This window comes from Prevotella multiformis (genome assembly GCF_018127985.1).
In the GTDB taxonomy this organism is placed as follows: domain Bacteria; phylum Bacteroidota; class Bacteroidia; order Bacteroidales; family Bacteroidaceae; genus Prevotella; species Prevotella multiformis.
On record NZ_CP072357.1, the window covers coordinates 592,595 to 616,654 of the forward strand.

Genomic DNA, 24,060 nt, shown 5'->3' on the forward strand with positions numbered 1-24,060 from the left:
GATTAGACAAGAAAGAAGAGATGAAGAAACAGCACATGAAGAAGAAATTAGGACTTCTCGCACTGGCGGTCTTTCCCATTGCCGTTCCGGCACAGACGCTGGACGAATGTCAGCAGGCGGCCGGACGGAACTATCCTCTTATCAAGCGGTACGGACTCCTTGCACGGACAACGGAACTGACGGTCAGCAACATCAGAAAGGAATGGCTGCCCCAGATCAGCGTCTCCGCCCAGGCGACCTGCCAGAGCGGCGTCGCCTCGTGGCCGGACGGCATACGGACGGCGTACCGGCGGATGGGACTGGATATGAAAGGACTGTCCAAAGACCAGTACAGGGCGGGCATAGAAGTCACCCAGCCGCTCTACGACGGCGGGGCGGTCAGCAGCCAGGCGGGAATAGCACGGAGACAAGGAGAGGTGCAGGAGGCCGAAAACAAGGTGGACCTCTATCAGGTACGCCGACGTGTCAACGAGATGTACTTCTCACTCCTGCTTCTCGACGAACAGATCAGGCTCAACGAAGATGCGGCGGCACTGCTGCTGTCCAGCGAGAAGACGCTTTCGGCAATGGTCAGGGCCGGTACGGCCGCCGCAAGCGACCTTGAGAATGTAAAGGCGGGACGGCTGGACAAGGAGCAGCAGAACGCCGGGCTCAGGGCACAGCGGCAGATGCTGCGGCGGATGCTGGGTGTCTTCTGTGGCAGAGAGATCTACAACCTGCAGAAACCGGACGCTGTCAGGATTTCCGGGCAGACCGGCAACCGGCCGGAACTCGGGCTCTTCGACCGTCAGCTGATGCTTGTCGACGCACAGGAGAAAGCACTGGGGGCAAGGCTGCGGCCGAAGGTCGGGCTCTTCGCACAGGGCTTTTACGGTTATCCGGGACTTAACATGTTCGACGACATGATGAACCGGAAGTGGAGCCTCAACGGCATCATCGGCGTGAAGCTGTCGTGGGATGTCGGCGCACTCTATACACGGAAGAACGACAGGGAGAAGCTGGAAGTGCAACGTGAACAGATCGGGAATATGCGGGAGGTGTTCCTCCTCAACAACCGTCTGGAACAGATACAGGCGGAGGAGAACGCCGCCCGGTACCGAAGCATGATGCTTGCCGACGACGAAATCATCAGTCTCCGCACGCACGTCCGCAAGGCCGCCGAATCGAAGATGGCCCACGGCATCATCGACGCACACGGACTGATGCAGGAAATCTACAACGAGAATGCGGCCAGAATACGGCAGGCAATACACGAGATGGATATGCTACGGGAAATGTACAACCTGAAATATGCCAACAACGAATGAAACGACTGACGGAAATGAGAAAGATATTTTTATTCGCCGCACTCGCCCTTGGGGCGGTATCCTGCAAAGACAGCGGGAAAGAGTATGATGCCACGGGAACGTTCGAGGCTACGGAGGTGACCGTATCGGCCGAGTCCTCGGGACAGCTGGTAAGTTTTGACGTTACAGAAGGACAACTGCTCAATGGCGGGCTGACAGTAGGGCAGATCGATGCCCGTCAGCTGGCGCTGAAACGAGACCAGCTGGCTACGGACAATGACCAGCTCCGGGCGACCCATGGACAGCTCGAAGCCAACAGACGGCAGCTCGCAGCCAGCAGGCAGGCAACGGTCAGCCGGCAGCTGGACCTTGAGAAGCAGGTGGAGGCCATACGGCAGCAGATTGCCGACCAGCAAAGGGAACGGAAGCGTTTTGACGAACTGTTCCGGGACGGGGCGGCACCGCGCAGGCAGGTTGACGAGATCGATTACCAGATCCAGGTGCTGAAGAAACAGCTCGCCGCAGCCGAAGAGCAGATTGCCAGCCAGAACGCTGCATTGGCCGAACAGGACAAGGGAATCGCCGCACAGATGGAGGGCATCGCCGCCCAACAGGCCGGCGTGGATGCCCAGCAGGCCGGCGTACGTACCCAGCAGGCACAGATTGACGACCAGATAGCCCATACTTTCGTGAAGAGTCCCATCACAGGGACGGTTCTGGAGAAGTATGCCGAACGGGGAGAGTTCGTACAGGCCGGCAGACCACTCTTCAAGCTGGCAGACACAGGCAGGATGTTCATCCGTGCCTACATCACCTCCGCACAGCTCCGGAATGTCAGGATCGGGCAGCGGGTGAAGGTCATGGCTGACTACGGAAAAGGGCAGAAGAAGTCCTATAACGGAATCGTCACGTGGATTTCCAGCCGTTCGGAGTTCACGCCCAAGACCATCCTTACCGACGACGAGCGTGCCGACCTCGTCTATGCCGTCAAGATACAGTTCCGCAACGACGGCTATGTGAAAATCGGCATGTACGGTGAGGTGAAGTTTTAGTCAGTGCTGATGAATACAATCGAAGTAAACAATCTGTCCCGCCGTTACGGCAAGGTGCAGGCGCTGAAAGCGGTCAGCTTCTCCGTGGAAAGAGGCGAACTATTCGGCATCATCGGCCCTGACGGAGCCGGAAAGACGACGCTGTACCGCATTCTCTGCTCGCTGCTGCTCCCCGACGAGGGCACGGCCTCGGTGAACGGATACGATGTCGTCAGCGGCATGAAAGAGATACGCCGGCGGGTAGGTTACATGCCGGGCAGGTTCTCACTCTACCAGGATCTGACGGTAGAAGAAAACCTGAGGTTCTTCGCCACGCTCTTCGGGACGACGATAGAAGAAAACTACGACTCCATCAAGGCCATCTATACACAGATTGAACCGTTCAGAAAACGTAGGGCGGGAGCACTCTCGGGCGGCATGAAACAGAAGCTGGCACTCTGCTGCGCACTGGTTCACCAGCCGAGTGTCCTGTTCCTTGACGAACCGACAACAGGTGTCGACCCTGTCAGCCGCAAAGAGTTCTGGGAGATGCTGTCCCAGTTGAAGGAGCGTGAGATGACCATTGTCGCCTCAACGCCTTATCTGGACGAGGTGAGGATGTGCGAGCGTGTCGCTTTCCTTTCGGAAGGTCGTATCAGGGGTATCGGTACACCGGACGAAATTCTCACCACCTTCAGGGACATCTTCAATCCTCCTGCCATCGAGAAGCTGGAAGCCGGAACGAAGAGCAACGAGAATGCCATCGAAGTAAAACACCTTGTCAAGGTCTTTGGCAGCTTCCATGCGGTAGACGACATTTCCTTCACGGTCAGGAAAGGAGAGATCTTCGGCTTCCTCGGCGCCAATGGAGCCGGCAAGACCACAGCCATGCGTATGCTCACAGGACTCAGCCAGCCGACGGATGGAAACGGAAAAGTAGCAGGCTTTGACATCCGTACCGAGTACGAGCAGATAAAGAAGCATATCGGCTACATGAGCCAGAAGTTCTCGCTCTACGAGGACCTTACCGTTGCCGAGAACATCAGACTCTTCGCCGGCATCTACGGCATGGACGACGGAGAGATACGCCGCAAGACCAGCGACCTGCTCGATCGGCTGGACTTCTCGGCACACCGAAACACGCTTGTATCCAGTCTGCCTTTGGGATGGAAGCAGAAGCTCGCCTTCTCGGTCAGCATCTTCCACGACCCTCATGTCGTATTCCTCGATGAACCTACGGGAGGTGTAGACCCCGCCACACGCCGCCAGTTCTGGGAACTGATCTATGACGCTGCGAAGCAGGGGATAACGGTCTTCGTGACCACTCACTACATGGACGAGGCGGAATACTGCGACCGGATCTCCATCATGGTAGACGGCAAGATCAAAGCCCTGGGCACACCTGAAGAACTGAAACAGAAACTGGGGCAGCCGGACATGGACCATGTCTTTACATTCCTGGCACGGCAGGCCACAAGAAGTGCAGATTAAGAATGAAACCAATCCATAACGTATGAGGCAGTTCATAGCTTTTGTCACCAAAGAGGCAAAGCATATCATCCGTGACAAGCGTACCATGCTGATGCTTTTCGGCATGCCTGTCGTCATGATGCTGATCTTCGGATTCGCCATCACCAACGACGTGCGGAACGTGCGGACTGTCATCGTCATGAGCAATGCCAGCTATGCGACGCGGCAGGCGGCTGACCGTCTGGCGGCATCGGAGTATTTCACGATCGTGAAGACTGTCGCCACACCTGCCGAAGCCGAGCAGACGATCCGTAACCAGCAGGCAGACATAGCGGTTGTCTTCGCACAGGACTTTACAGAACCGGGACATGAAGTCCAGTTTATCGTGGACGGGGCGGATCCCAACATGGCGCAGCTGTGGTCTAACTATGCCCGTGCCGTGCTCATGAATGCGGAGGGGACCGCCGTCAATTCACGGATGCTTTACAATCCGCAGATGAAATCCGCCTATAACTTCGTGCCTGCCATCATGGGGATGCTGCTCATGCTGGTCTGTGCCATGATGACCTCCATCTCCATTGTCCGGGAAAAAGAGAGAGGCACGATGGAAGTGCTGCTCGTATCGCCCACACGTCCGCTGCTGATCATTGTCGCCAAAGTCGTTCCCTACCTGGTACTCGCCTTCCTGATTCTGACGGCAATCCTCCTCATGTCCACTTACGTCCTGGACGTACCGCTGCATGGTTCCCTGTTCTGGATATTCGCCATCTCCAACGTCTACATTCTGCTGGCACTCTCATTGGGACTGCTGGTCTCCAACGTCGCAAAGACACAGCTTGCCGCCCTGCTGCTGTCGGCCATGGTGCTGCTGATGCCCATCATCATGCTTTCGGGAATGGTATTCCCCATCGAGTCGATGCCCCAGATTCTGCAATATGTGTCGGCCATCGTCCCCACACGTTACTATATCAGCGCCATGCGCAAGCTGATGATCATGGACACCGGCATCGGACAGGTGTTCCGTGAGCTGATGATTCTCGTCGGCATGCTCGTCATATTGCTGGCTCTCTCGCTTACGAAGTTCAACAAACGACTGGAATAGAAACTATATGGTACTGAAATATCTTTTACACAAGGAGTTCACCCAGATACGCCGCAACTCGTTTCTGCCACGGCTCATCATCGTCTTCCCCATCATGGTCATGTGTGTCATGCCGTGGGTAATGAACATGGAAGTGAAGAATATCGTGGTAGATGTCGTCGACAACGACCGCTCCACACAGTCGCAGCGGCTGGTGCATGAGATTGGAGCAAACAACTACTTTGTCTTTCATGGACAGCAGCCTACGTATGCGGCAGCACTCAGCAACATAGAGCATTCCACGTCGGATGCCATAGTGGTCATTCCACAGCACTACAGCAGGGATCTTGTCCTGGGACGTACGCCGCAGGTGCTGGTGGCAGCCAACGCCGTCAACGGGACAAAAGGCTCGATAGGGTCTGCCTATCTCTCGCAGGTTGTCATCGCCCACGCATCTCCTTCCGTAGCTTCTGTCCAGTCGCAGGTGTCTACCTTATATCTCTACAACAAGCAGCTGGACTTCAAACGCTTCATGATTCCCGCACTCTTCGCCATCGTGATGATGCTGATGACAGGATACCTGCCGACGCTCAACATCGTAGGTGAGAAGGAGGCAGGGACTATCGAACAGATCAACGTGACACCCGTAAGTAAATGGACATTCATCCTTGCCAAGCTGATTCCCTACTGGATCATCGCCTTCTTCGTCGTCACCGTCTGCCTGCTTCTTTCATGGGGGATATACGGCATTGTCCCTGCGGGAAGCATAGCCCTTGTCTATCTGCTGGCGATGCTGCTGGCACTGTTCTTCTCGTCCTTCGGGCTGATTGTCTCCAATTATTCGGACACCATGCAGCAGGCCATCTTCGTCATGTGGTTCTTCGTCGTGATGCTCCTGCTGCTCTCCGGCCTGTTCACACCGACACGTTCCATGCCTTACGCAGTTTATCTGACAACCTATGTCAATCCGGTAAGCTATTTCATCGAGGCCATGCGGACGGTCTGCATCCGCGGAGGCGACATGGGAAGCATCTCCCGCCAGGTACTCGCCCTGCTCGGAATCGGACTTCTCATGAGCATGTGGGCCGTGCAGAGCTATAAGAAAAACTGCTAAGCTGTGCATAAGCGTGTGAGCCGTGCAGAGCTATAAGAAGAACTGCTAAGAGAAACCGTTGTCGGGGTAAAGTGCATTGTATACAGAGGGTGCTTCAATTCTCCAACCGAGGCAGTACAACGCTTCTTTCACCGTAAGTTGCTCTTATCCAGGCAATAGACTGCAAGGATGCGAAGACCCGACACGGGTGGTGTTAACCAACAGAACGAACGCAACACACCGGCGAAGTCGGTTTCCGATGTGTGTTATATACGCTTCTTCCGTTAAATGCGTGGATGCTTTTCGCATAGCTTTAACGGAAGAACCGAAGTGATTCATTCAACAAAAACATAGCCAAGACCGTCAACTGACTATTCCATCATCATCCTCCTAAACAAAGCCCTTCTCAATTTAATAGGTTGAAAATACAGACATCGTTTTGAAAAACTATTACATAATATCGAATGAATCAGCTGTAAATATAAAAGACACAAACAAAAAAGCAAGTTTGTAACCAGTAGTAAATCAACAGGTTGTCAAGTCGTTTTTAAAAGATGCTTGATTGGACTTCAAAAGGGCGTTGGCAACAAGCTAAAAGGGCACCTGTTGCAGGCCAATCAGGCATCTTTTAGAAGCCAGAAGGGCATGTGTTGCTTTGCGTTGCATGAAAACATTTTACAAACACTGATGATAGGGGAATAAGTTGTCTGTAGAAGACGGAAAGACAGGCTGATGGACAGGCTTCGTATCAATTCGCCTTTTCTGCATCTTAATATTGCAGTGTAGCCCCCTTTGTAAGCCCCTCTGCTTTTGGACAGTCATACCATGCAAGTGCATAAGCCATTATTCCCAATCTGCGCATTTAACGGAAGGACCGACACCATTCCTATAAAACGTCAAAACCTCATCTTATAGGCGTTCCAGACTGAGAGACAGTCTGGCAGTACCTATAAAATGAGGGTTGGAATATGAGTTATATAGTCCTTCGACTATAAGGTGTTCCGTTCAGAAAAGCCGTTAAGCCTCTTCGCTCCAGTCCTCTTTCGTCTTGCGGACGTAGCTCTGGTAACGAAGTTTCGCCATATCCTCACAGGCCTTGAAGAGTTCAGCCCCCTCGTCCGGATAAGCCTTGAGGACAGAGAGGAAGCGTACCTCGCTGCGGAGGAAGTCCTGGAACTTGCTCCAGTCCGGTACCTTGGAATCGAGAGAGAACGGGTTCTTGCCCTCTTCTGCCAACTGCGGGTTGTAACGCCAGAGATGCCAGTAACCGCAGGCAACAGCATTGGCCTCCTGCGCCTGACTGCGACCCATACCGCCCTTGATCTTCAGACCGTGGTTGATACACGGAGAGTAAGCGATGATGAGCGACGGCCCGGGATAAGCCTCAGCCTCACGGATGGCCTTCAATGTCTGTGCGTTGTCAGCACCCATGGCAACCTGTGCTACGTAAACGTAACCGTAGGTTGTAGCCATCAGACCGAGATCTTTCTTGCGTACACGCTTGCCCTTGGCAGCGAACTGAGCAATGGCGCCGAGCGGAGTAGACTTTGAACTCTGACCACCCGTGTTGGAGTAAACCTCCGTATCGAGTACCAGGATGTTGACATCCTCTCCGGAAGCGATGACGTGGTCGAGACCGCCGTAACCGATATCGTAGGAAGCACCGTCACCGCCGATAATCCATTGGCTGCGCTTGACGAGATAGTGGTCGAGGGTCTTCAGCTCGGCACAGATATCGCAACCGATGGAACAGCCTCCTTCGATGAAAGGCTTCAGCTTGGCTGCTGCAACTTTGGATGCATCAGCATTGTCCTTGCCCTCGATCCACTCCTGAGCAGCTGCTTTGAAGTCGGCAGGCGTATCGTCACGGGCAATGATTTCACCGAGCAGCACGACGATGCGCTCACGCATCTTCTTGTTGCCCAAAGCCATACCCATGCCGAACTCGCAGAAGTCCTCGAACAATGAATTGTTGAAGGCTGGTCCCTGTCCGTTCTCGTTGGTCGTATACGGAGTAGAAGGAACGGAAGCAGAGTAGATGGAAGAGCAGCCGGTAGCGTTGGCAATCATCTCACGGTCGCCGAAGAGCTGTGAAACGAGCTTGACATACGGTGTCTCACCACAGCCCGCACAAGCTCCTGAGAACTCGAACAGCGGCTGAGCAAACTGGGAGTTCTTGGCATTCGACTTGATGTCAACCAGATTCTGCTTGCTCTTGACGTTCTTGACGAGGTACTCCCAGTCGGCTGCACGACGTACAGCCTCTTCCTCACCGGCAACAAACTGTGTCATGGCAAGTGCCTTGTTGCCCTTCTTGCCCGGGCAGACATCAGCACAGTTGCCGCAACCTGTACAGTCGAGTACAGACACTTCGATGCGGAACTGCATGCCCTTGAGCTGCTTCGGAGCGAGTACGTCGAGGGTAGGTTCGTTGAAGCCGGCCTTCTCCTGTTCGTCCAGAACGAACGGACGGATACAAGCGTGAGGGCAGACGAATGAACATTTGTTGCACTGGATACAGTTCTCTGCATCCCATGTAGGAACGAAAGCAGCGACACCGCGTTTGTCGTAAGCAGCGGTACCTACCGACCATGTACCGTCGACCGTGTCGTGCTTTACGAAGTCTGACACCTTCAGGAGGTCACCGGCCTGTGCGTTCATCGGACGTACAAGTTCCTTGACGAATGCGGGTGCATCGTCGGCTTTGGCCTCATCGTCAGGGAGGTTTGCCCATGCAGGGTCAACAGTGAGCTGCTTGTACTCGTTACCGCGGTCAACGGCAGCGAAGTTCTTGTCTACAACATCCTGCCCCTTCTTGCTGTAGCTCTTGACGATGAACTTTTTCATCTGCTCTACCGCAAGGTCGAGTGGGATAACCTGCGTGATACGGAAGAAAGCCGACTGGAGGATGGTGTTGGTACGGTTGCCAAGCCCGATCTCCTGTGCGATCTTGGTCGCATTGATGTAGTAGACGGTGATGTTGTTCTTGGCGAAGTAACGTTTCACCTTGTTGGGAATGAAGTTTACAAGCTCTTCTCCGTCGAAGATGGTATTCAGCAGGAACGTACCGTTCTTGCGCAGGCCACGTGTGACATCGTACATGTTCAGGTAGGCCTGGACGTGGCAGGCCACGAAGTTCGGAGTGTTCACCTGATAGGTAGAACGGATCGGGCTGTCGCCGAAACGGAGGTGAGAGCAGGTGAAGCCGCCCGACTTCTTGGAGTCGTAAGAGAAGTAGGCCTGGCAGTGCTTGTCGGTGTTGTCACCGATGATCTTTACAGAGTTCTTGTTCGCACCGACAGTACCGTCAGCACCGAGTCCATAGAACTTAGCCTCGAACATTCCTTCACCGCCCAATGGAATCTCCTCGACCTCCGGAAGAGAGGTAAAGGTGACATCATCCACGATACCTACCGTGAAGTGGTCCTTCGGCTCGGGCAGTTCAAGATTGTTGTAGACGGCGATGATCTTGGCGGGTGTGGTATCGGCAGAACCGAGACCGTAACGGCCACCGACAATCAGCGGCTTGTTCTTCACATCGTAGAATGCGCTCTTGACATCGAGGTACAACGGCTCACCCTCTGCACCCGGCTCCTTCGTACGGTCGAGCACGGCGATGCGCTTGACGGTCTCGGGCACTGCTGCCAGCAGGTGCTTGACAGAGAACGGGCGGTAAAGGTGTACGGCGACCATACCCACCTTCTTGCCCTGGGACATCAGGTAGTCGATGGCTTCACGGGCGGCTTCTGTGGCTGAACCCATCAGGATGATGATGTTCTCGGCATCCTTTGCGCCATAGTAGTCGAAGAGGTGATGCTCACGGCCGGTAATCTTGGTCAGTTCGTTGAGATAGTGCTCCACGACCTCCGGCACATTCTCGTAGGCAGAGTTGCTTGCCTCACGGTGTGTGAAGAAGGTCTCCGGGTTCTCGGCAGTACCGCGTACGACCGGACGCTCCGGTGACATGGCACGGTCGCGGAACCGCTTGATGTCCTCTTCATCCACCAGCGGACGGATGTCCTCCTGGTCGAGGCACTCGATCTTATGATACTCATGAGATGTACGGAAACCATCGAAGAAGTTGATGAAAGGAACGGAAGTCTTCAGCGAAGCAAGATGAGGAACGGCAGAAAGATCCATGACTTCCTGCACGGAGCCCGAACAGAACATGGCGAAACCTGTCTGGCGGCAGGCCATCACATCCTGGTGGTCACCGAAGATACAGAGCGCATGACTTGCGAGTGTACGTGCGGAGACGTTAAACACACATGGCAAAAGTTCACCGGCAATCTTGTACATGTTAGGAATCATCAGGAGCAGACCCTGTGATGCGGTGAAGGTTGTTGTCAGGGCACCCGACTGCAGTGAACCGTGTACGGCACCTGCTGCGCCACCCTCTGACTGCATCTCCTGTACGCTTACGGTCTGACCCCAGAGGTTCTTCCGTCCGCGTGCCGACCACTCGTCGACGTGCTCAGCCATTGGAGATGAAGGAGTGATAGGATAGATAGCTGCGACCTCAGAGAACATATAGCTCACATGAGCAGCGGCCTCGTTACCATCACAAGTGATAAACTTCTTTTCTTTAGCCATTTTGAAATTTATTAAATGAATATTGTTATAATGTTTTTGGTCTTGCCTAATAAAGGAAACCCATCAGCCAGAGCGGTACTTGTCTTCCTTTCCCTACTTCGGCGTTGTATATCGCATAGGTCGTATCGCTGTTGAACCTCATCTTGGGCTTTGCAGCGTCATACACCTTGAATTTTTCCTTCTCGTTGATGATGTAAGTCCCCTGCTTGCCGCCGTCGTTCACGGAACACTCCTCCTGCAGGGCGTTGACGAAGAAAGTCTCCATGAGCTGCTGCTGGTCCAGCTGAATGGGATAGATGGCATAAATCAGGTTGGAGTTCTGCAGCATCACCGTCGCCGGCTTCTTGGGGAATTCCTGCCCGACAGGGTAGACAATGTTGATGAGGCGTGCGTCAGCAAGGTTCTTGATATAGTTCATCACCGTCGCCCGGCTCGTATTGATATCCTTGGCGAGGTTGCTGATGTTGGGAGCTTTCGGTCCTTCCAGGGCAAGGAGGTAGAACAGTTTTTTTATCTTGGTAAGATACTTCAGGTCTATCTGCTTGATGAGGAGGATATCCACTTCCGTCATCATGTTCATCGTCTTCAACAGGTTCTCGGAATAGTTCCGGTGTTCCAGAAAGAACGGATAGAAGCCGTGGTGGATGTATTCCTGAAAATGTTTCATCGGGCTCACCTTCGCCAGGATGCCGCGGGTGATTTCCTCATGACCGCCCAGTATCTCATCCAGCGTATAAGGCTCGAAATGCTGCCCGGCCTGCAGGTTCAGATACTCACGGAACGAGAATCCCCGGAGGTTGTAGCTCCTGACAATGCCGTTGAGTTCTGGGTTCTCTTCCTTCAGCCTCATGACACTCGAGCCGGTGAAAACAATCTGGAGCTGCGGATAACAGTCGTAGCACCGGCGAAGCTCCCTGCTCCAGTCCGGCTGCTTGAACACCTGGTCTATCAGCAGGACCTTTCCTCCCTTGCGGCAGAACTCGCCTGCGAAATCTGCAATTCCTCTGCCCTGGAAGTAAAAGTTGTTCATGTTCACATAAAGACACTGCCGGTCTGCAGAGCCGTAACGCTCCTTGGCATATTGCAGCAGAAAGGTGGTCTTCCCCACGCCTCTCGTACCTTTGATGCCGATGAGCCTGTCGTTCCAGTTTATCTCATCCATAAGACGACGGCGGACAGGGGCATTGACATGCTCCACCAGATTTGTATGAGTGTGAAAGAATGCGTCCATCTTGTTCGCGTTGCTGTCTACTTTATGCAAATGCAAAGTTACTACTTATTTCTCTTATTTGCAAACTATGGATGGCAAAAAAATGTTTTTCAGCTTTTATTTTTTGCATGTACATTTGCTTTCCCGTACCTTTGCAGGAAACAAACGAACATTCTCTATGACACTTCATGTATTCAACCCCGAGCATGACATTGCATTAGCTTATAACAACAAGCACTTTACAGCCCCGCACGCCGGCAGGCAGCTTCGTCACGATTTAGACTATCTTCCTGCACTCTGGGCAGCGGAAGGCGACCTCGTATGGGTGGAGAATGTGGCTTCCGCCAAGGCGCATGCCCACCGCTTCATGCGTGACGGCAGGAAGGTCCGCTTCGCCGACAGGAACGAGGTGAGCCGTCTGGCGGACAGAATCAGCCGGGTATCCCCCTGGGGATGGGATGCCGCCGTGAAATTCCAGCTGGAACAGCTGGGAATCCGCAGGACGCTCTTGCCGGCCGACGGTCTGCTGGACAGGATACGCAATGACAGCAACCGGCGTTTTGCCTCGATGGTGCTGACAGAACTCCGCAGCCGCCTGCACGACCCCATACTGACCGGAGCAGCATGCTATGCCCGGGGGATGGAGGAACTGGAGCAAAGGGTCCGGGAGACCGGAAAGGCCGTCATCAAAGCTCCATGGAGCAGCAGCGGACGGGGCATACGCTATGTCGACACCCTTCTGCAACCGGCCGTGGCAGCCTGGAGCAGAAAGACGATCGAGCGGCAAGGGGGCATGATGGTAGAGCCCTATTACAATAAGGTAAAAGATTTCGGGATGGAGTTCGTCTCCGATGCGCGAGGGGTTCATTATGCCGGCCTGTCGGTCTTCCATACGGTCAACGGAGCGTATGCAGGAAACAGTCTTGCAGACGAGGCCGGAAAACGGGCAATGCTCTCGGCCTATCTCCCCGGCAGCGTGCTGGACAAAGTGGCGGAGACGCTGGAGCACCTTCTCGCCGGCCGGCTGCAAGGCATCTATCAGGGTGTCTTGGGCGTGGACATGATGGTCGTTGCGAAAGACGGTGTCCCGGACGGGCGGGAGACGGGGTTCGGCCTCCATCCGGTCGTGGAAATCAACCTGCGCCGCACGATGGGTCATGTGGCGCTGGCACTGTCGGCCCGGCAGGAATTACAGGACCGGGTGATGCGGATAGACTATGACGGCTCGCATTATCATCTGCACACGGTGCATAAAGACAGATGACGGCTCCGGAAGCCGGCAGGCGGGGACCGACTGCCCAGTCAGTTGCTGTACAGCCAGCAGACGAAGGCCACGATGGCCAGTGCAAAGCCCGTCATGACGATTTTCATCAGCTTGTTCAGCTTCTGTCTGCGCCGTGCATTCTGCGATGCAGCGTTGTCGTGAAATCCCGTCCTGTGATGCGAATGGTGATGATGATGGTGTGTCGTTGTCATTTTTTTAGTGTTTGATAATCAGTCCGTAGAGGCCTTTGCCAGAATCTCCTTTCTGTATACATCTCTACCTGAAAGGGTGCAAAATTATAAAAAAACACGGATATACGCTGCATATATCCGTGTTTTTTTGCTGTCAGAAGCGGAAACTCAACTCCAGATCAAACATCGAGTAGTTGGGATGCCCCGTAGGAGTGTTCTGCGAACGGTCGTGGACATAGGAGTAAATCCCGCTCAGTTCAAGGTTCTTGTTGAACTCATAGTCGAGCCCCAGGTCGTATTGCGTGCGCTGCTTCTGTGCGCCGTCCGACGGCCGGTACATATCATAACGGGCCTTCGCATGGAATTTCTTAGGAATGATCGGGGCGATGACGAGGGCGTAGACACCCTGTGCCTTGCTGCCGTCGGCACTGATATTACAGTCATGAGCCGCTTCATCATTCGTATTGGCAATGGGCTTTGCAAAGGCATAGCCGGTGGAATGGACATACTCTGAGCGGACTGTCCAGTCGTCTGCCTTATACTCTGCCGAGAAGGCATACCGACGCTGCTGCAGGCTGCGTATGCCGCTCTGTGGCAGGCCGGCCGCATCCGTCCACGTTCCTTTCCGGGCATACGACCCCGTCCAGCCGAACCAGCCCAGACGCAGACCATCCATGGGCATTACCCATACACCCCCGATGATGTTCTTCTGCTGGTCGACATCCTTCACATTGATGCCCTGTCCGTCGAACACGCCGACCTGATAATGGATGAGATTCCGGCCGGCATTGTTCTTCAGGAAGTCGCCCTGAATCTGCACACCGATGTCGCGCCCGTTAGAGGGATGCGCCCCTGCCTGGTCAGAGAAACCGGCGAGTTTCTGCACGCTCTGTGCCACCCCCATGAAGCCCTGGTCAATGGGATGAATCGGGTTGTCGAAAGTAAACGGATTCTTGAACTGGCCGGCCTTCACGCGGAAGAAATCATACTTCTGCCATTCGACAAAGAGATCCAGCACGCGCGGGGATGCCCCGAGGGTGGAGGTGTTACCGTTGAACTGCAGCTGTGCTTTCCAAAACCAGTCGTCCAGAATGCGGCCGTCGAGGGAGACACGTCCCAGACGGAGGTTAAAGGTATTCGACTTGCTTGTCGTACCGTTGTGCAGGCCGTTATACTGATACTGCACGATTCCGAAACCCGACAGCTTCACGTTGTTGATCCATTTCTGTGTCTGCGCATGGCCGAAGGCCGAGCACAACACTATTGCTGTAAGGATAATTGTTTTTCTCATGTCTTTGTATTTAGGTAATGAAAAAAGGGTCTTAGGTTGAAATAACAGATGTTAATGTTGCAAAGATAGTGTTTTATTATGTAAACACCAAATGTTAACCGTAAAAGTAAGCCGGGAAGCAGTCAATCAGAAACAGTCGGCTGCAACCGGGCAATGATCCGACCGGTCCTAAACCGTCAGACAAGTCTAAAGGCAAGACTCTATGCCGCCAACCTAAATCATTAAACTGCACGACACAGAAACAACCAGCTACACGGGAATCCGGTTCCCAGCACTTGGGAACCGGATTCCCAGCGCCTGGGAGCCCGGTTCCCGACCGGTTGGGAATAGCATTCCCACTGTCTCCCTCTGCAGAGTCACCGCCGATGCCGTTCTGCCAGCCCCGCGACCGCATCGAAACTGTAGACAAGTGTCCCGCTCGTAAAGGTTGTCGTCTCTATCTTGAGCGAGCGGTTCTTACGGAGGCAGTCGACAAAAGCTGCGGGATTCCGTACAAAAGCAGAGTCCGTCTGTTTGCTGACGCCGGGCTTATAGGTGAAGCGGCCGATTTCGTCGCCATGCGCATAGACACGCACGAAATCGGTACTGTCATAGCTGTTGCCCGAGAACTGTTCGCCGTCGCCGAGTATCATGCAAGCCTCTATCCCTACCCTGCCGAGGTAACGGACACGGATCGTCATGCGGTTGGAGGCCGTAATCTGCGACTTCCTGTTCGGAGCGCTCTGCATCGTGGCGACCGCCGAATCGTTCTGATAAGCCCATGCCGAGACGTAAGCGCCCTCAACGGAAGACGCACTGTCAAGATCGACCGCCATCATGGTGTCGACCTGTGTCGTGTCATAATGCCCTGCTCCACGTGACGTGCAGCCGGAGCAGGATGCGAATGCCGCCGCTGTAACAGCGGCAAAGGCGAATGGAAGAAATTTCATGGGATGAGAAATGTTTTTAGAGGAGCCTCGGGAGTCAAGCCAACGCTCCTGACCCCCGAAACCTCCGGAAAGCCATCAATAATCCCCCCACGCCTTGATGTCAATGTCGTCGAGACCGACATTGCAGAAGGCATGGATGAACGCACTTGCCAGCCGGCTGTTCGTAATCAACGGAATGTTGAGATCGATGGCGGCGCGGCGGATCTTATAGCCGTTGGTCAGCTCGCGCGGCGTGAGGTCCTTCGGCATATTCACCACCATGTCTATCTTCTTCCCGTGCAGAAGGGCGAGTGCCTGCGGCTGCTTCCCTTCGTCGGAAGGCATATAGACGAGTGTGTTCTCAATGCCATTCTCCGTAAGATACTTAGACGTTCCTACCGTCGCATAGAGTTCGTAACCATGCTGTCTCAGCATCTTCGCCGCATCGAGCATCTCGGCCTTCTGCTTTGCACCACCTGTTGAAAGCAGCACCGTCTTCTTGGGAATACGCTGCCCCACAGAGAGCATCGACTTCAGAAGCGCCGTAGAGGTGTCATCGCCCAGACAGCCCACCTCACCCGTAGAACTCATGTCGACACCGAGTACCGGGTCGGCCTTCTGCAAACGGTTGAACGAGAACTGAGAAGCCTTGATACCCACATAGTCGAGGTCGAAGAGGTTCTTGCCTGGTTTCTCGACAGGTACGCCGAGCATGATCTTCGTAGCAAGGTCAATGAAGTTCAGCTTCAGTACTTTGCTGACAAACGGGAATGAGCGGCTCGCACGGAGGTTACACTCGATGACAAGGATGTCATTCTCACGTGCCATATACTGGATGTTGAACGGTCCGTTGATATGCAGTTTCTTCGCAATCTGGCGGCTGATGCGTTTGATACGGCGCACCGTCTCGACATAGAGTTTCTGTGGCGGGAACTGGATGGTGGCATCCCCGGAATGGACACCGGCGAACTCGATGTGTTCGGAGATGGCGTATGCCATGATTTCGCCGTCCTGTGCCACGGCATCCATTTCTATTTCCTTGGCGTGCTCAATGAACTTGCTGACCACAACAGGATGATCCTCGCTGACATTGGCTGCCAGCTGCAGGAAGCGTGTAAGCTCGTCTTTGTTGGAGCAGACGTTCATCGCCGCACCAGAGAGAACGTATGACGGACGGACAAGGACAGGGAAGCCGACACGATCGACGAACCTGTCGATGTCGTCCATGCTGGTCAATGCGCTCCATTCAGGCTGGTTGATGCCGTTCTCTGTCAGCATCGACGAAAACTTGGCACGGTCTTCGGCATTGTCAATGTCCTTTGCCGCCGTACCGAGGATGGGCACATTCTCCTCATCAAGGTACATGGCGAGGTTGTTGGGAATCTGCCCACCTGTCGATACAATCACGCCGTGAGGATTCTCCGCATCGATGATATCCATCACCCGCTCGAAAGTCAGTTCGTCGAAGTAAAGACGGTCGCACATATCGTAATCCGTCGATACGGTCTCCGGATTATAGTTGATCATGATGGATCGGTAGCCCTGCCGACGGATGGTATTCAAAGCCTGGACGCCGCACCAGTCGAATTCCACCGAGCTGCCGATACGGTATGCACCCGATCCGAGCACGATGACCGAATTGCGATCATTGGAGAACGTGACATCAGATGCCACGCCAGCATAAGTGACATAGAGATAATTGGTCTGTGCCGGATATTCCGCAGCCAAGGTGTCAATTTGTTTTACGACAGGAAGAATGCCGAAACCCTTGCGCAGGCGGCGGACAATCATCATTGCCTTGTGCATGTTCTGGCATTCCTCTTCCAGTCCTACGGCACGTGCTATCTGGAAATCGGTGAAGCCGTATGTCTTGGCTGCACGCAGCAGTTCCTTGTCAAGTGTATTGATATTCTTGCGTTTCAGTTTCTCGTCAATGTCGATGATGTGCCGGAGTTTATAGAGGAACCAACGGTCAATCTTTGTCAGGTCGTGAATCTGGTCGACGGTGTAGCCACGGTGCATCGCCTTGGAGATGAGGAAAATACGCTTATCCGTCGGCTCACGGAGTGCCGCATTGAGGTCGTCAATCTGCAGTTCTTTGTTCTCGACAAAGCCGTGCATGCCCTGACCTATCATGCGGAGACCCTTCTGAATCGCCTCCTCGAAGTTACGACCGATGGCCATTACCTCGCCGACCGACTTCATGCTGGAGCCTAACTCCTTGTCCACACCGCGGAACTTGCTGAGATCCCAGCGTGGTATCTTGCAGACTACATAGTCGAGTGCCGGCTCGAAGAATGCAGAAGTGGTCTTCGTAACGGAGTTCTTCAGTTCAAACAGTCCATACCCCATACCCAGCTTGGCAGCTACGAAAGCAAGCGGATAGCCTGTTGCCTTGCTGGCCAGTGCTGAAGAACGGGAGAGGCGGGCATTGACCTCAATGACCCGGTAGTCCTCGCTCTCGGGGTCGAAGGCATACTGGACGTTGCATTCACCGACGATGCCGATATGGCGGACGATCTTGATGGACAGCGCACGCAGCTTATGGTACTCGCTGTTGGAAAGCGTCTGGGACGGTGCTATGACGATAGACTCTCCCGTATGGATGCCGAGCGGGTCGAAGTTCTCCATGTTGCAGACCGTGATACAGTTGTCGTAACGGTCGCGTACAACCTCATATTCAATCTCTTTCCAACCCTTCAGGCTCTTCTCGACAAGCACCTGCGGAGAGAATGAAAAAGCCTTCTCGCAAAGTGTATTCAGTTCTTCCTCGTTATCGGCAAAGCCGCTGCCGAGTCCCCCTAATGCATAAGCTGCACGGACGATGACCGGATATCCGAGTGTCTTTGCAGCCGTACGGGCCTGCTGAATATCCTCACAGGCCTCGCTCTTGATGGTCTTGACGTCAATCTCGTCCAGTCTTTCCACGAATAGTTCGCGGTCTTCGGTGTCCATGATGGCCTTGACGGGGGTTCCCAACACCTTTACCTGATATTTCTCCAGCACGCCGGTCTTGTCCAGCTCTACGCCACAGTTCAATGCGGTCTGTCCGCCGAAAGACAGCAGAATGCCGTCGGGGCGTTCCTTTTCAATGACCCGCTCCACGAAGTAAGGCTGCACCGGGAGGAAGTAGATCTGGTCCGCTACGCCCTCGGATGTCTGTACTGTGGCAATGTTCGGATTGATCAGAACCGTAGAAACGCCTTCCTCACGCAGTGCCTTCAATGCCTGTGAGCCGGAGTAATCGAACTCGCCCGCCTCACCAATCTTCAATGCGCCTGAACCAAGTATCAGGACTTTCTTTATTGACTCGTCTTTCATTATTTCAGTGTCTCTACGAATTTGTCAAACATAAAGTAGGTATCTACCGGGCCGGAGCAGGCTTCCGGATGGAACTGGGAGGTAAACCAAGGATTTTCTTTGTGACAGATTCCTTCGTTGCTGCCGTCGTTCATGTTCACGAACAGTTCACGCCAGTCCTTGTCGAGCGTCGATGCGTCAACGGCATAGCCATGGTTCTGGGAGGTGATGTAGCACTTCTCCGTCCCCACCATACGCACCGGCTGGTTGTGTCCCCGATGACCGTATTTCAACTTGTAGATGGTTGCACCCGCTGCCTTTGACAGCAACTGGTTACCCATGCAGATGCCGCAGATGGGCTTCTTGCTTCTGTTCATCTGCTTGCGGATAATCTCAACGGCATCGTTGCACATATCCGGGTCGCCGGGGCCGTTGGCAAGGAAGAGTCCGTCATAGTCCATATCGGTGTAATCATAGTTCCAGGGTACACGGATGACCTCTACGCCTCTTTTTATAAGGGAGCGGATGATATTGGCCTTCACGCCGCAGTCTACCAGGACGACTTTCTTGCCGGCTCCCTCATTGTAACGGATGATTTCCTTCGTGGAGACACGGTCGACGAAGTTCACGCCTTCATAGTCGGCCTCGGGAATGTTGTCCGGCTCGTCATCGAAGAGTATTTTCCCCATCATCACACCATGTTCGCGCAGTACCTTGGTAAGCTCTCGGGTATCTATTCCTGTTATACCCGGTACATGCTCCCGTTTCAGCCAGTCGCCCAGACTCTCCACAGCGTTCCAGTGTGAATACCGCTCCGTATAGTCGGACACGATGATGGCTGACGCATATATCCTGTCACTTTCCATGAAAGTCGGGATGCCATCCGCATCGAAAGTGAAAGGCGGCACACCGTAGTTGCCTGCCAAGGGGAAAGTCATTGTAAGCAACTGCCCGGCATAGGAGGGGTCGGTCAGGCTTTCCGGATAGCCCATCATGGCCGTGTTGAATACCACTTCTCCAGCCACAGGGGCATCGTATCCAAACGACTTTCCATGGAATTTTGTTCCGTCACTCAGGAATAAAGTTACGTTCCTCATTATTGTTCTGTATTGTTGGGTTGTTTGTTTTTTCCGATTCTTTACAGGCCGACAGGCACACATCCTCTTGGGAGCAATGCCTTCTGTCCAGGATGAATCACGCTCATCGACACGAGAAGCATTCCTTGCAGAGAAGCTCTATTTCATCCTTTCGGAATGACGATGCACACGCTCATAATAGTCAATGAAAGCCTGGTTGACGAGCCGCATACCGCCACGGGTCGGATAGTTGCCTGTGAAATACCAGTCGCCCGGATGATCCGGGATGGCATGATGCAGCCCTTCCACACTCTGATAAACGAGTTCGACAGGCGTCGTCATCCCTTCCGGACGCAGCATCTCTATGATCTTCTTATTGAGTTCATCCACCGTAAACGGCTTGTAAACGGTACGGACGGCATTCACGATGGGTTCGTCCTTGGCCTTGGCAACCTCCTTCCTGCACGCCTCGTACACCTCATCCAGCAGAGGGGCCATTCCACGGTCATGCAGCAGTTCGACGGCAGCACGGAACACACAGAACTCGTCAGGACAAGGCATATCAATGCCATAGTAGTCAGGGAAGCGGATCTGGGGTGCGCTCGACACGACGACGATCTTCTTGGGATGCAGCCGGTCGAGTATGCGGAGGATGCTTTCCTTCAATGTCGTGCCCCGTACGATGGAGTCGTCAATGATGACGAGATTGTCCTCATAGGGCTTGATGCACTCATAGGTAATATCGTAGACATGAGAGGCAAGGTCGTTACGGGAGTTGCCTTCGGTGATGAAAGTACGCAGCTTGATGTCTTTCCACGCCACTTTCTCCGAACGGACATCCTGATGAATAATGCGGTAGACTTCCTCTGCCGAAGGATCGGTGCCCAAGGCTGCAATCTGTTCCACCTTCTTCTTGTCGATCCACTCCTTGAAACCATGGACAAGACCATAGAATGCCACCTCCGCCGTATTCGGTATGAAGGAGAGCACGGTGTGGCTGGTATCGTAGCCGACCGCCTTCAGCACCGGTTCTGTCAGCTGTCGTCCCAGCTGTTCACGTTCCTTATATATGTCACGGTCAGAGCCGCGGGAGAAATAGATGCGCTCGAATGAACAGGCTGAATAGTTCCGGGGTTCGAGTATCTGCTGCAGCGAACATTCGCCACGGCGGTTGACAATCAGTGCCTGACCGGGGGCCAATTCCTGAATGTCATTACACTCCAGGTCGAAAGTCGTCTGCAGCACAGGACGCTCACTTGCCAGCGCAACGATCTCATCGTTCCTGTAATAGAACGCCGGCCGAATGGCCCAGGGATCACGGATAGCGAACATCTCACCCGACCCCGTCTGTCCGCAGATGACATATCCGCCGTCAAAGTCCTGCATGGTCGTCTTGAGGACATTGCTCACCTGTACGTGCTCTTCGATGTAATCGGTGACGGCACGCTTCTCAAGTCCGAGTTTCTGCGCCTCCACGAAGTTGCGCTCCACCTCCCGGTCGAGCCTGTGCCCCATCAGTTCCAACAGGATATAGGTATCACTGTAGATGCGGGGGCACTGTCCCTGATCTGTCAGTTTCTCGAAGATATCCCCGATGTTCGTCATGTTGAAGTTGCCGCACATACAGAGATTCTTGGCCTTCCAGTTGTTCCGCCGCAGGAACGGATGGACATAAGAAAGGCCACTCTTGCCGGTAGTGGAGTACCGGAGGTGGCCCATGTAAAGCTCTCCCGCAAAGGGAAGGTTCGATTTCGCAAAAGAAACATCAGACAGCTGCTCCTGCGAGAAGTCCCTGTAATGCTTGTGCACATTGGCGAAGATCTCGGTGACGGCATTCTTTCCCTCAGCCCGCTCACGGAACATGTATTCGTTGCCGGGCAGGGAGTCCAGCTTGACAGAAGCCAGACCGGCGCCCTCCTGACCACGGTTGTGCTGTTTCTCCATCATCAGATAGAGTTTGTTCAGACCGTACATCCAGGTGCCATACTTCTCCTGATAATACTCCAACGGCTTCAGCAACCGGATCATTGCCACACCGCAATCTTCATGAATGTTCTTTTCCATTTATAAGGTAGTCTATATGTCTTTAATTGGGGGAGGTCAAGAAAGCAGGAAAAATCCAGGAGGTCAGGTGGGTCTGGGGAGACCCGAAGGAAAGAATCCATGCAGGGAGGGATATTGGCCCCGGACGGCAGCCTCCTCTTCCTTCAACGTTTCTCACGTCTTCTTCTTCCCTCTACCTCCATTCCTTTTCTCTCCTACTCTACGGTAACCGACTTGGCAAGGTTGCGCGGCTGGTCGACGTTCTTTCCCTTGCAGACCGCAACATGATAAGCCAGCAGCTGCAGCGGAATGGTAGCCACCAACGGTTCGAGGCAGTCCATCGTATCGGGAAGTTCGATCACGGCATCGGCTATCTTCGAAACGGTGGTATCTCCTTTTGATACCAAAGCGATTACACGGCCCTGCCGTGCCTTTATCTCCTGGATGTTGCTGCGTACCTTCTCATACATTCCGTTGTGGGTCGCAATGACCACGACCGGCATGTCCGAGTCGATCAGCGCAATCGGACCGTGCTTCATCTCGGCTGCCGGATACCCTTCGGCATGGATATAGGATATTTCCTTCAGCTTCAGCGCACCCTCCAACGCCACAGGATAGCTGTACCCCCTGCCGAGATAAAGAAAGTTGCGGGCGTATGTGAACGTGCGTGCCATATCCGCAATCTTGTCGTTCACTTTCAGGACCTCCTTCATCATGGCCGGTATCTCAGCCAGGCCCTTCACGGTCTTCACGTACTCATCGTGGCCGACGGTCCCCTTGGCATTCGCCAGGGCAAGGGCGAACATCGTCAGCACGGTGACCTGTCCGGTAAACGCCTTCGTAGAGGCCACACCGATCTCCGGACCGACGTGGATGTAGGTGCCGGTGTCCGTTGCGCGCGGAATACTGGAGCCGATAGCGTTGCAGACCCCATAGATGAAGGCGCCCTTCGCCCTCGCCAGTTCTACGGCTGCGAGCGTGTCGGCCGTCTCCCCGCTCTGCGAGATGGCGATGACAACATCGCCGCTGCCCACCACCGGATTCCCATATCGGAACTCGCTGGCATATTCGACCTCGACCGGTATGCGGCAGAACGACTCTATCAGCTGCTTGCCGATCAGCCCCGCATGCCAGCTTGTCCCACAGGCTACGATGATGATGCGCTTGGCACTGAGCAGCCGGCTCCGGTAGTCGATCAGCGCACTCAGCGTCACCCGGTCGTGGTCGACATTGATGCGGCCGCGCATGCAGTTGGTCAGACACTCCGGCTGTTCGAAGATTTCCTTGAGCATGAAGTGGGGATAACCTCCCTTTTCTATCTGACCGAGGTTGATGTCTACGGTGTGGATCTCCGGCGACAGCTTCTCATTCAGGATATTCACCACCTTCAGTTCCTGCCCCAGTTTCATAACGGCAATGTTGCCGTCATCGAGATAGACCACCTTGTCGGTGTACTCGATGATCGGACTGGCATCCGAACCGAGGAAGAACTCACCGTCGCCGATGCCTACCACCAGCGGGCTCTGCTTTCTCGCCGCAATGATGGTATCAGGATTGCGCCTGTCGAGCAGCGCAACGGCGTATGCCCCTATCACCTGGTGCAGTGCCAGCTGCACGGCTTCCAGCAGACTGAGGTTCTTCCGTGTCTGTATGTAGTCGATCAGCTGTACCAGCACTTCCGTGTCGGTCTCCGACCGGAACTTGATTCCTTTTTCTACCAGCCTGTGCTTGATCTCGGCATAGTTTTCGATGATTCCATTGTGGATGATGGCGAGATTCTTCGACTGCGAGTAATGCGGATGCGCATTGACAGAAGACGGTTCGCCATGTGTCGCCCAGCGCGTATGGGCGATGCCGACGGTTCCGGTTATGTTCTTGTCGGCACAGAACGCTTCCAGATCAGCCACCTTTCCTTTTGTCTTATAGACATTCAGGCTGCCGTCCGTGTTGATCAGTGCGACCCCCGCACTGTCGTATCCTCTGTATTCAAGCCGTTTCAGGCCTTTTATCAAAATGGGATAAGCCTCACGCTTCGTTCCGATATAACCTACTATACCACACATATCCTAAATACATTCTTTATCCGAAAATGAGAACATCCCTCACACCCTCTTATCAGCCGGCAGTCCAGAATACTGCGCGCAGGACATGGATGTCAAAGATATTCTCATTTCTAATTATGTTTTCGCCACAGCCAGGGATGCCGCAGACACATCCTGGCAG

The 24,060-nt window shown here is 54.0% G+C and carries 15 protein-coding genes; 6 read left to right on the forward strand and 9 right to left on the reverse strand.

Annotated elements, in window-relative coordinates; translation table 11 throughout:
* Positions 1-35 precede the first annotated feature (35 nt).
* Genes J4864_RS02365 through J4864_RS02385 form a run of 5 tightly spaced genes read left to right on the forward strand, consistent with a single transcriptional unit; the run spans position 36 to position 5,982 of the window.
* Entirely contained in the window at positions 36-1,307 is a 1,272-nt protein-coding gene (locus J4864_RS02365; RefSeq protein WP_211814455.1) for a TolC family protein, read from the forward strand.
* Between the two features lie 14 nt (positions 1,308-1,321).
* Positions 1,322-2,338 (forward strand): HlyD family secretion protein, encoded by a 1,017-nt coding sequence (locus tag J4864_RS02370; protein ID WP_211814456.1) that lies wholly within the window; start codon positions 1,322-1,324, stop codon positions 2,336-2,338.
* A 9-nt stretch (positions 2,339-2,347) separates the two neighbouring features.
* Complete coding sequence (locus tag J4864_RS02375) at positions 2,348-3,808, forward strand: ATP-binding cassette domain-containing protein (RefSeq protein ID WP_211814457.1); 1,461 nt, start codon at positions 2,348-2,350, stop codon at positions 3,806-3,808.
* A gap of 22 nt (positions 3,809-3,830) precedes the next feature.
* A complete protein-coding gene (locus J4864_RS02380) occupies positions 3,831-4,889 on the forward strand; it encodes an ABC transporter permease (protein ID WP_211814458.1) in 1,059 nt (352 codons plus the stop codon).
* Positions 4,890-4,896: 7 nt separating this feature from the next.
* Positions 4,897-5,982: an ABC transporter permease gene (locus J4864_RS02385; RefSeq protein WP_211814459.1), complete on the forward strand. Its 1,086-nt coding sequence runs from the start codon at positions 4,897-4,899 to the stop codon at positions 5,980-5,982.
* Between the two features lie 996 nt (positions 5,983-6,978).
* On the opposite strand, the gene nifJ is transcribed toward J4864_RS02385, so the two are convergent.
* Complete coding sequence (nifJ, locus tag J4864_RS02390; protein ID WP_211814460.1) at positions 6,979-10,554, reverse strand: pyruvate:ferredoxin (flavodoxin) oxidoreductase; 3,576 nt, start codon at positions 10,552-10,554, stop codon at positions 6,979-6,981.
* A gap of 46 nt (positions 10,555-10,600) precedes the next feature.
* Positions 10,601-11,785 (reverse strand): ATP-binding protein, encoded by a 1,185-nt coding sequence (locus tag J4864_RS02395; RefSeq protein ID WP_211814461.1) that lies wholly within the window; start codon positions 11,783-11,785, stop codon positions 10,601-10,603.
* 157 nt (positions 11,786-11,942) lie between these two features.
* On the opposite strand from J4864_RS02395, the gene J4864_RS02400 reads away from it, so the two are divergent.
* Positions 11,943-13,028, forward strand: coding sequence for a hypothetical protein (locus J4864_RS02400; RefSeq protein ID WP_211814462.1), 1,086 nt, complete (start codon positions 11,943-11,945; stop codon positions 13,026-13,028).
* A gap of 38 nt (positions 13,029-13,066) precedes the next feature.
* Here the strand turns inward: J4864_RS02400 and J4864_RS11770 are convergent, their stop codons facing one another.
* The 7 genes from J4864_RS11770 to glmS all read right to left on the reverse strand — a co-directional run bounded on the left by J4864_RS11770 (position 13,067) and on the right by glmS (position 23,900).
* The gene (locus J4864_RS11770; RefSeq protein ID WP_007368602.1) at positions 13,067-13,240 is read right to left on the reverse strand and encodes a hypothetical protein; all 174 of its coding nucleotides are present in this window, start codon (positions 13,238-13,240) and stop codon (positions 13,067-13,069) included.
* A gap of 133 nt (positions 13,241-13,373) precedes the next feature.
* Complete coding sequence (locus J4864_RS02410; protein WP_211814463.1) at positions 13,374-14,510, reverse strand: porin; 1,137 nt, start codon at positions 14,508-14,510, stop codon at positions 13,374-13,376.
* Between the two features lie 356 nt (positions 14,511-14,866).
* Positions 14,867-15,439, reverse strand: a complete 573-nt coding sequence (locus J4864_RS02415; protein WP_211814464.1) for a hypothetical protein — start codon at positions 15,437-15,439, stop codon at positions 14,867-14,869.
* A gap of 75 nt (positions 15,440-15,514) precedes the next feature.
* Complete coding sequence (gene carB, locus J4864_RS02420) at positions 15,515-18,739, reverse strand: carbamoyl-phosphate synthase (glutamine-hydrolyzing) large subunit (protein ID WP_211814465.1); 3,225 nt, start codon at positions 18,737-18,739, stop codon at positions 15,515-15,517.
* Positions 18,739-19,815: a glutamine-hydrolyzing carbamoyl-phosphate synthase small subunit gene (carA, locus tag J4864_RS02425; RefSeq protein ID WP_211814466.1), complete on the reverse strand. Its 1,077-nt coding sequence runs from the start codon at positions 19,813-19,815 to the stop codon at positions 18,739-18,741. The genes carB and carA overlap by 1 nt, the downstream gene beginning before the upstream one ends.
* 138 nt (positions 19,816-19,953) lie before the next feature.
* Positions 19,954-21,858: an amidophosphoribosyltransferase gene (locus J4864_RS02430; RefSeq protein ID WP_211814467.1), complete on the reverse strand. Its 1,905-nt coding sequence runs from the start codon at positions 21,856-21,858 to the stop codon at positions 19,954-19,956.
* Between the two features lie 194 nt (positions 21,859-22,052).
* Positions 22,053-23,900 carry a glutamine--fructose-6-phosphate transaminase (isomerizing) gene (gene glmS / locus J4864_RS02435; protein ID WP_211814468.1) on the reverse strand — a complete coding sequence of 616 codons (1,848 nt, stop codon included), beginning with the start codon at positions 23,898-23,900 and terminating at the stop codon, positions 22,053-22,055.
* Between the last annotated feature and the right edge of the window lie 160 nt (positions 23,901-24,060).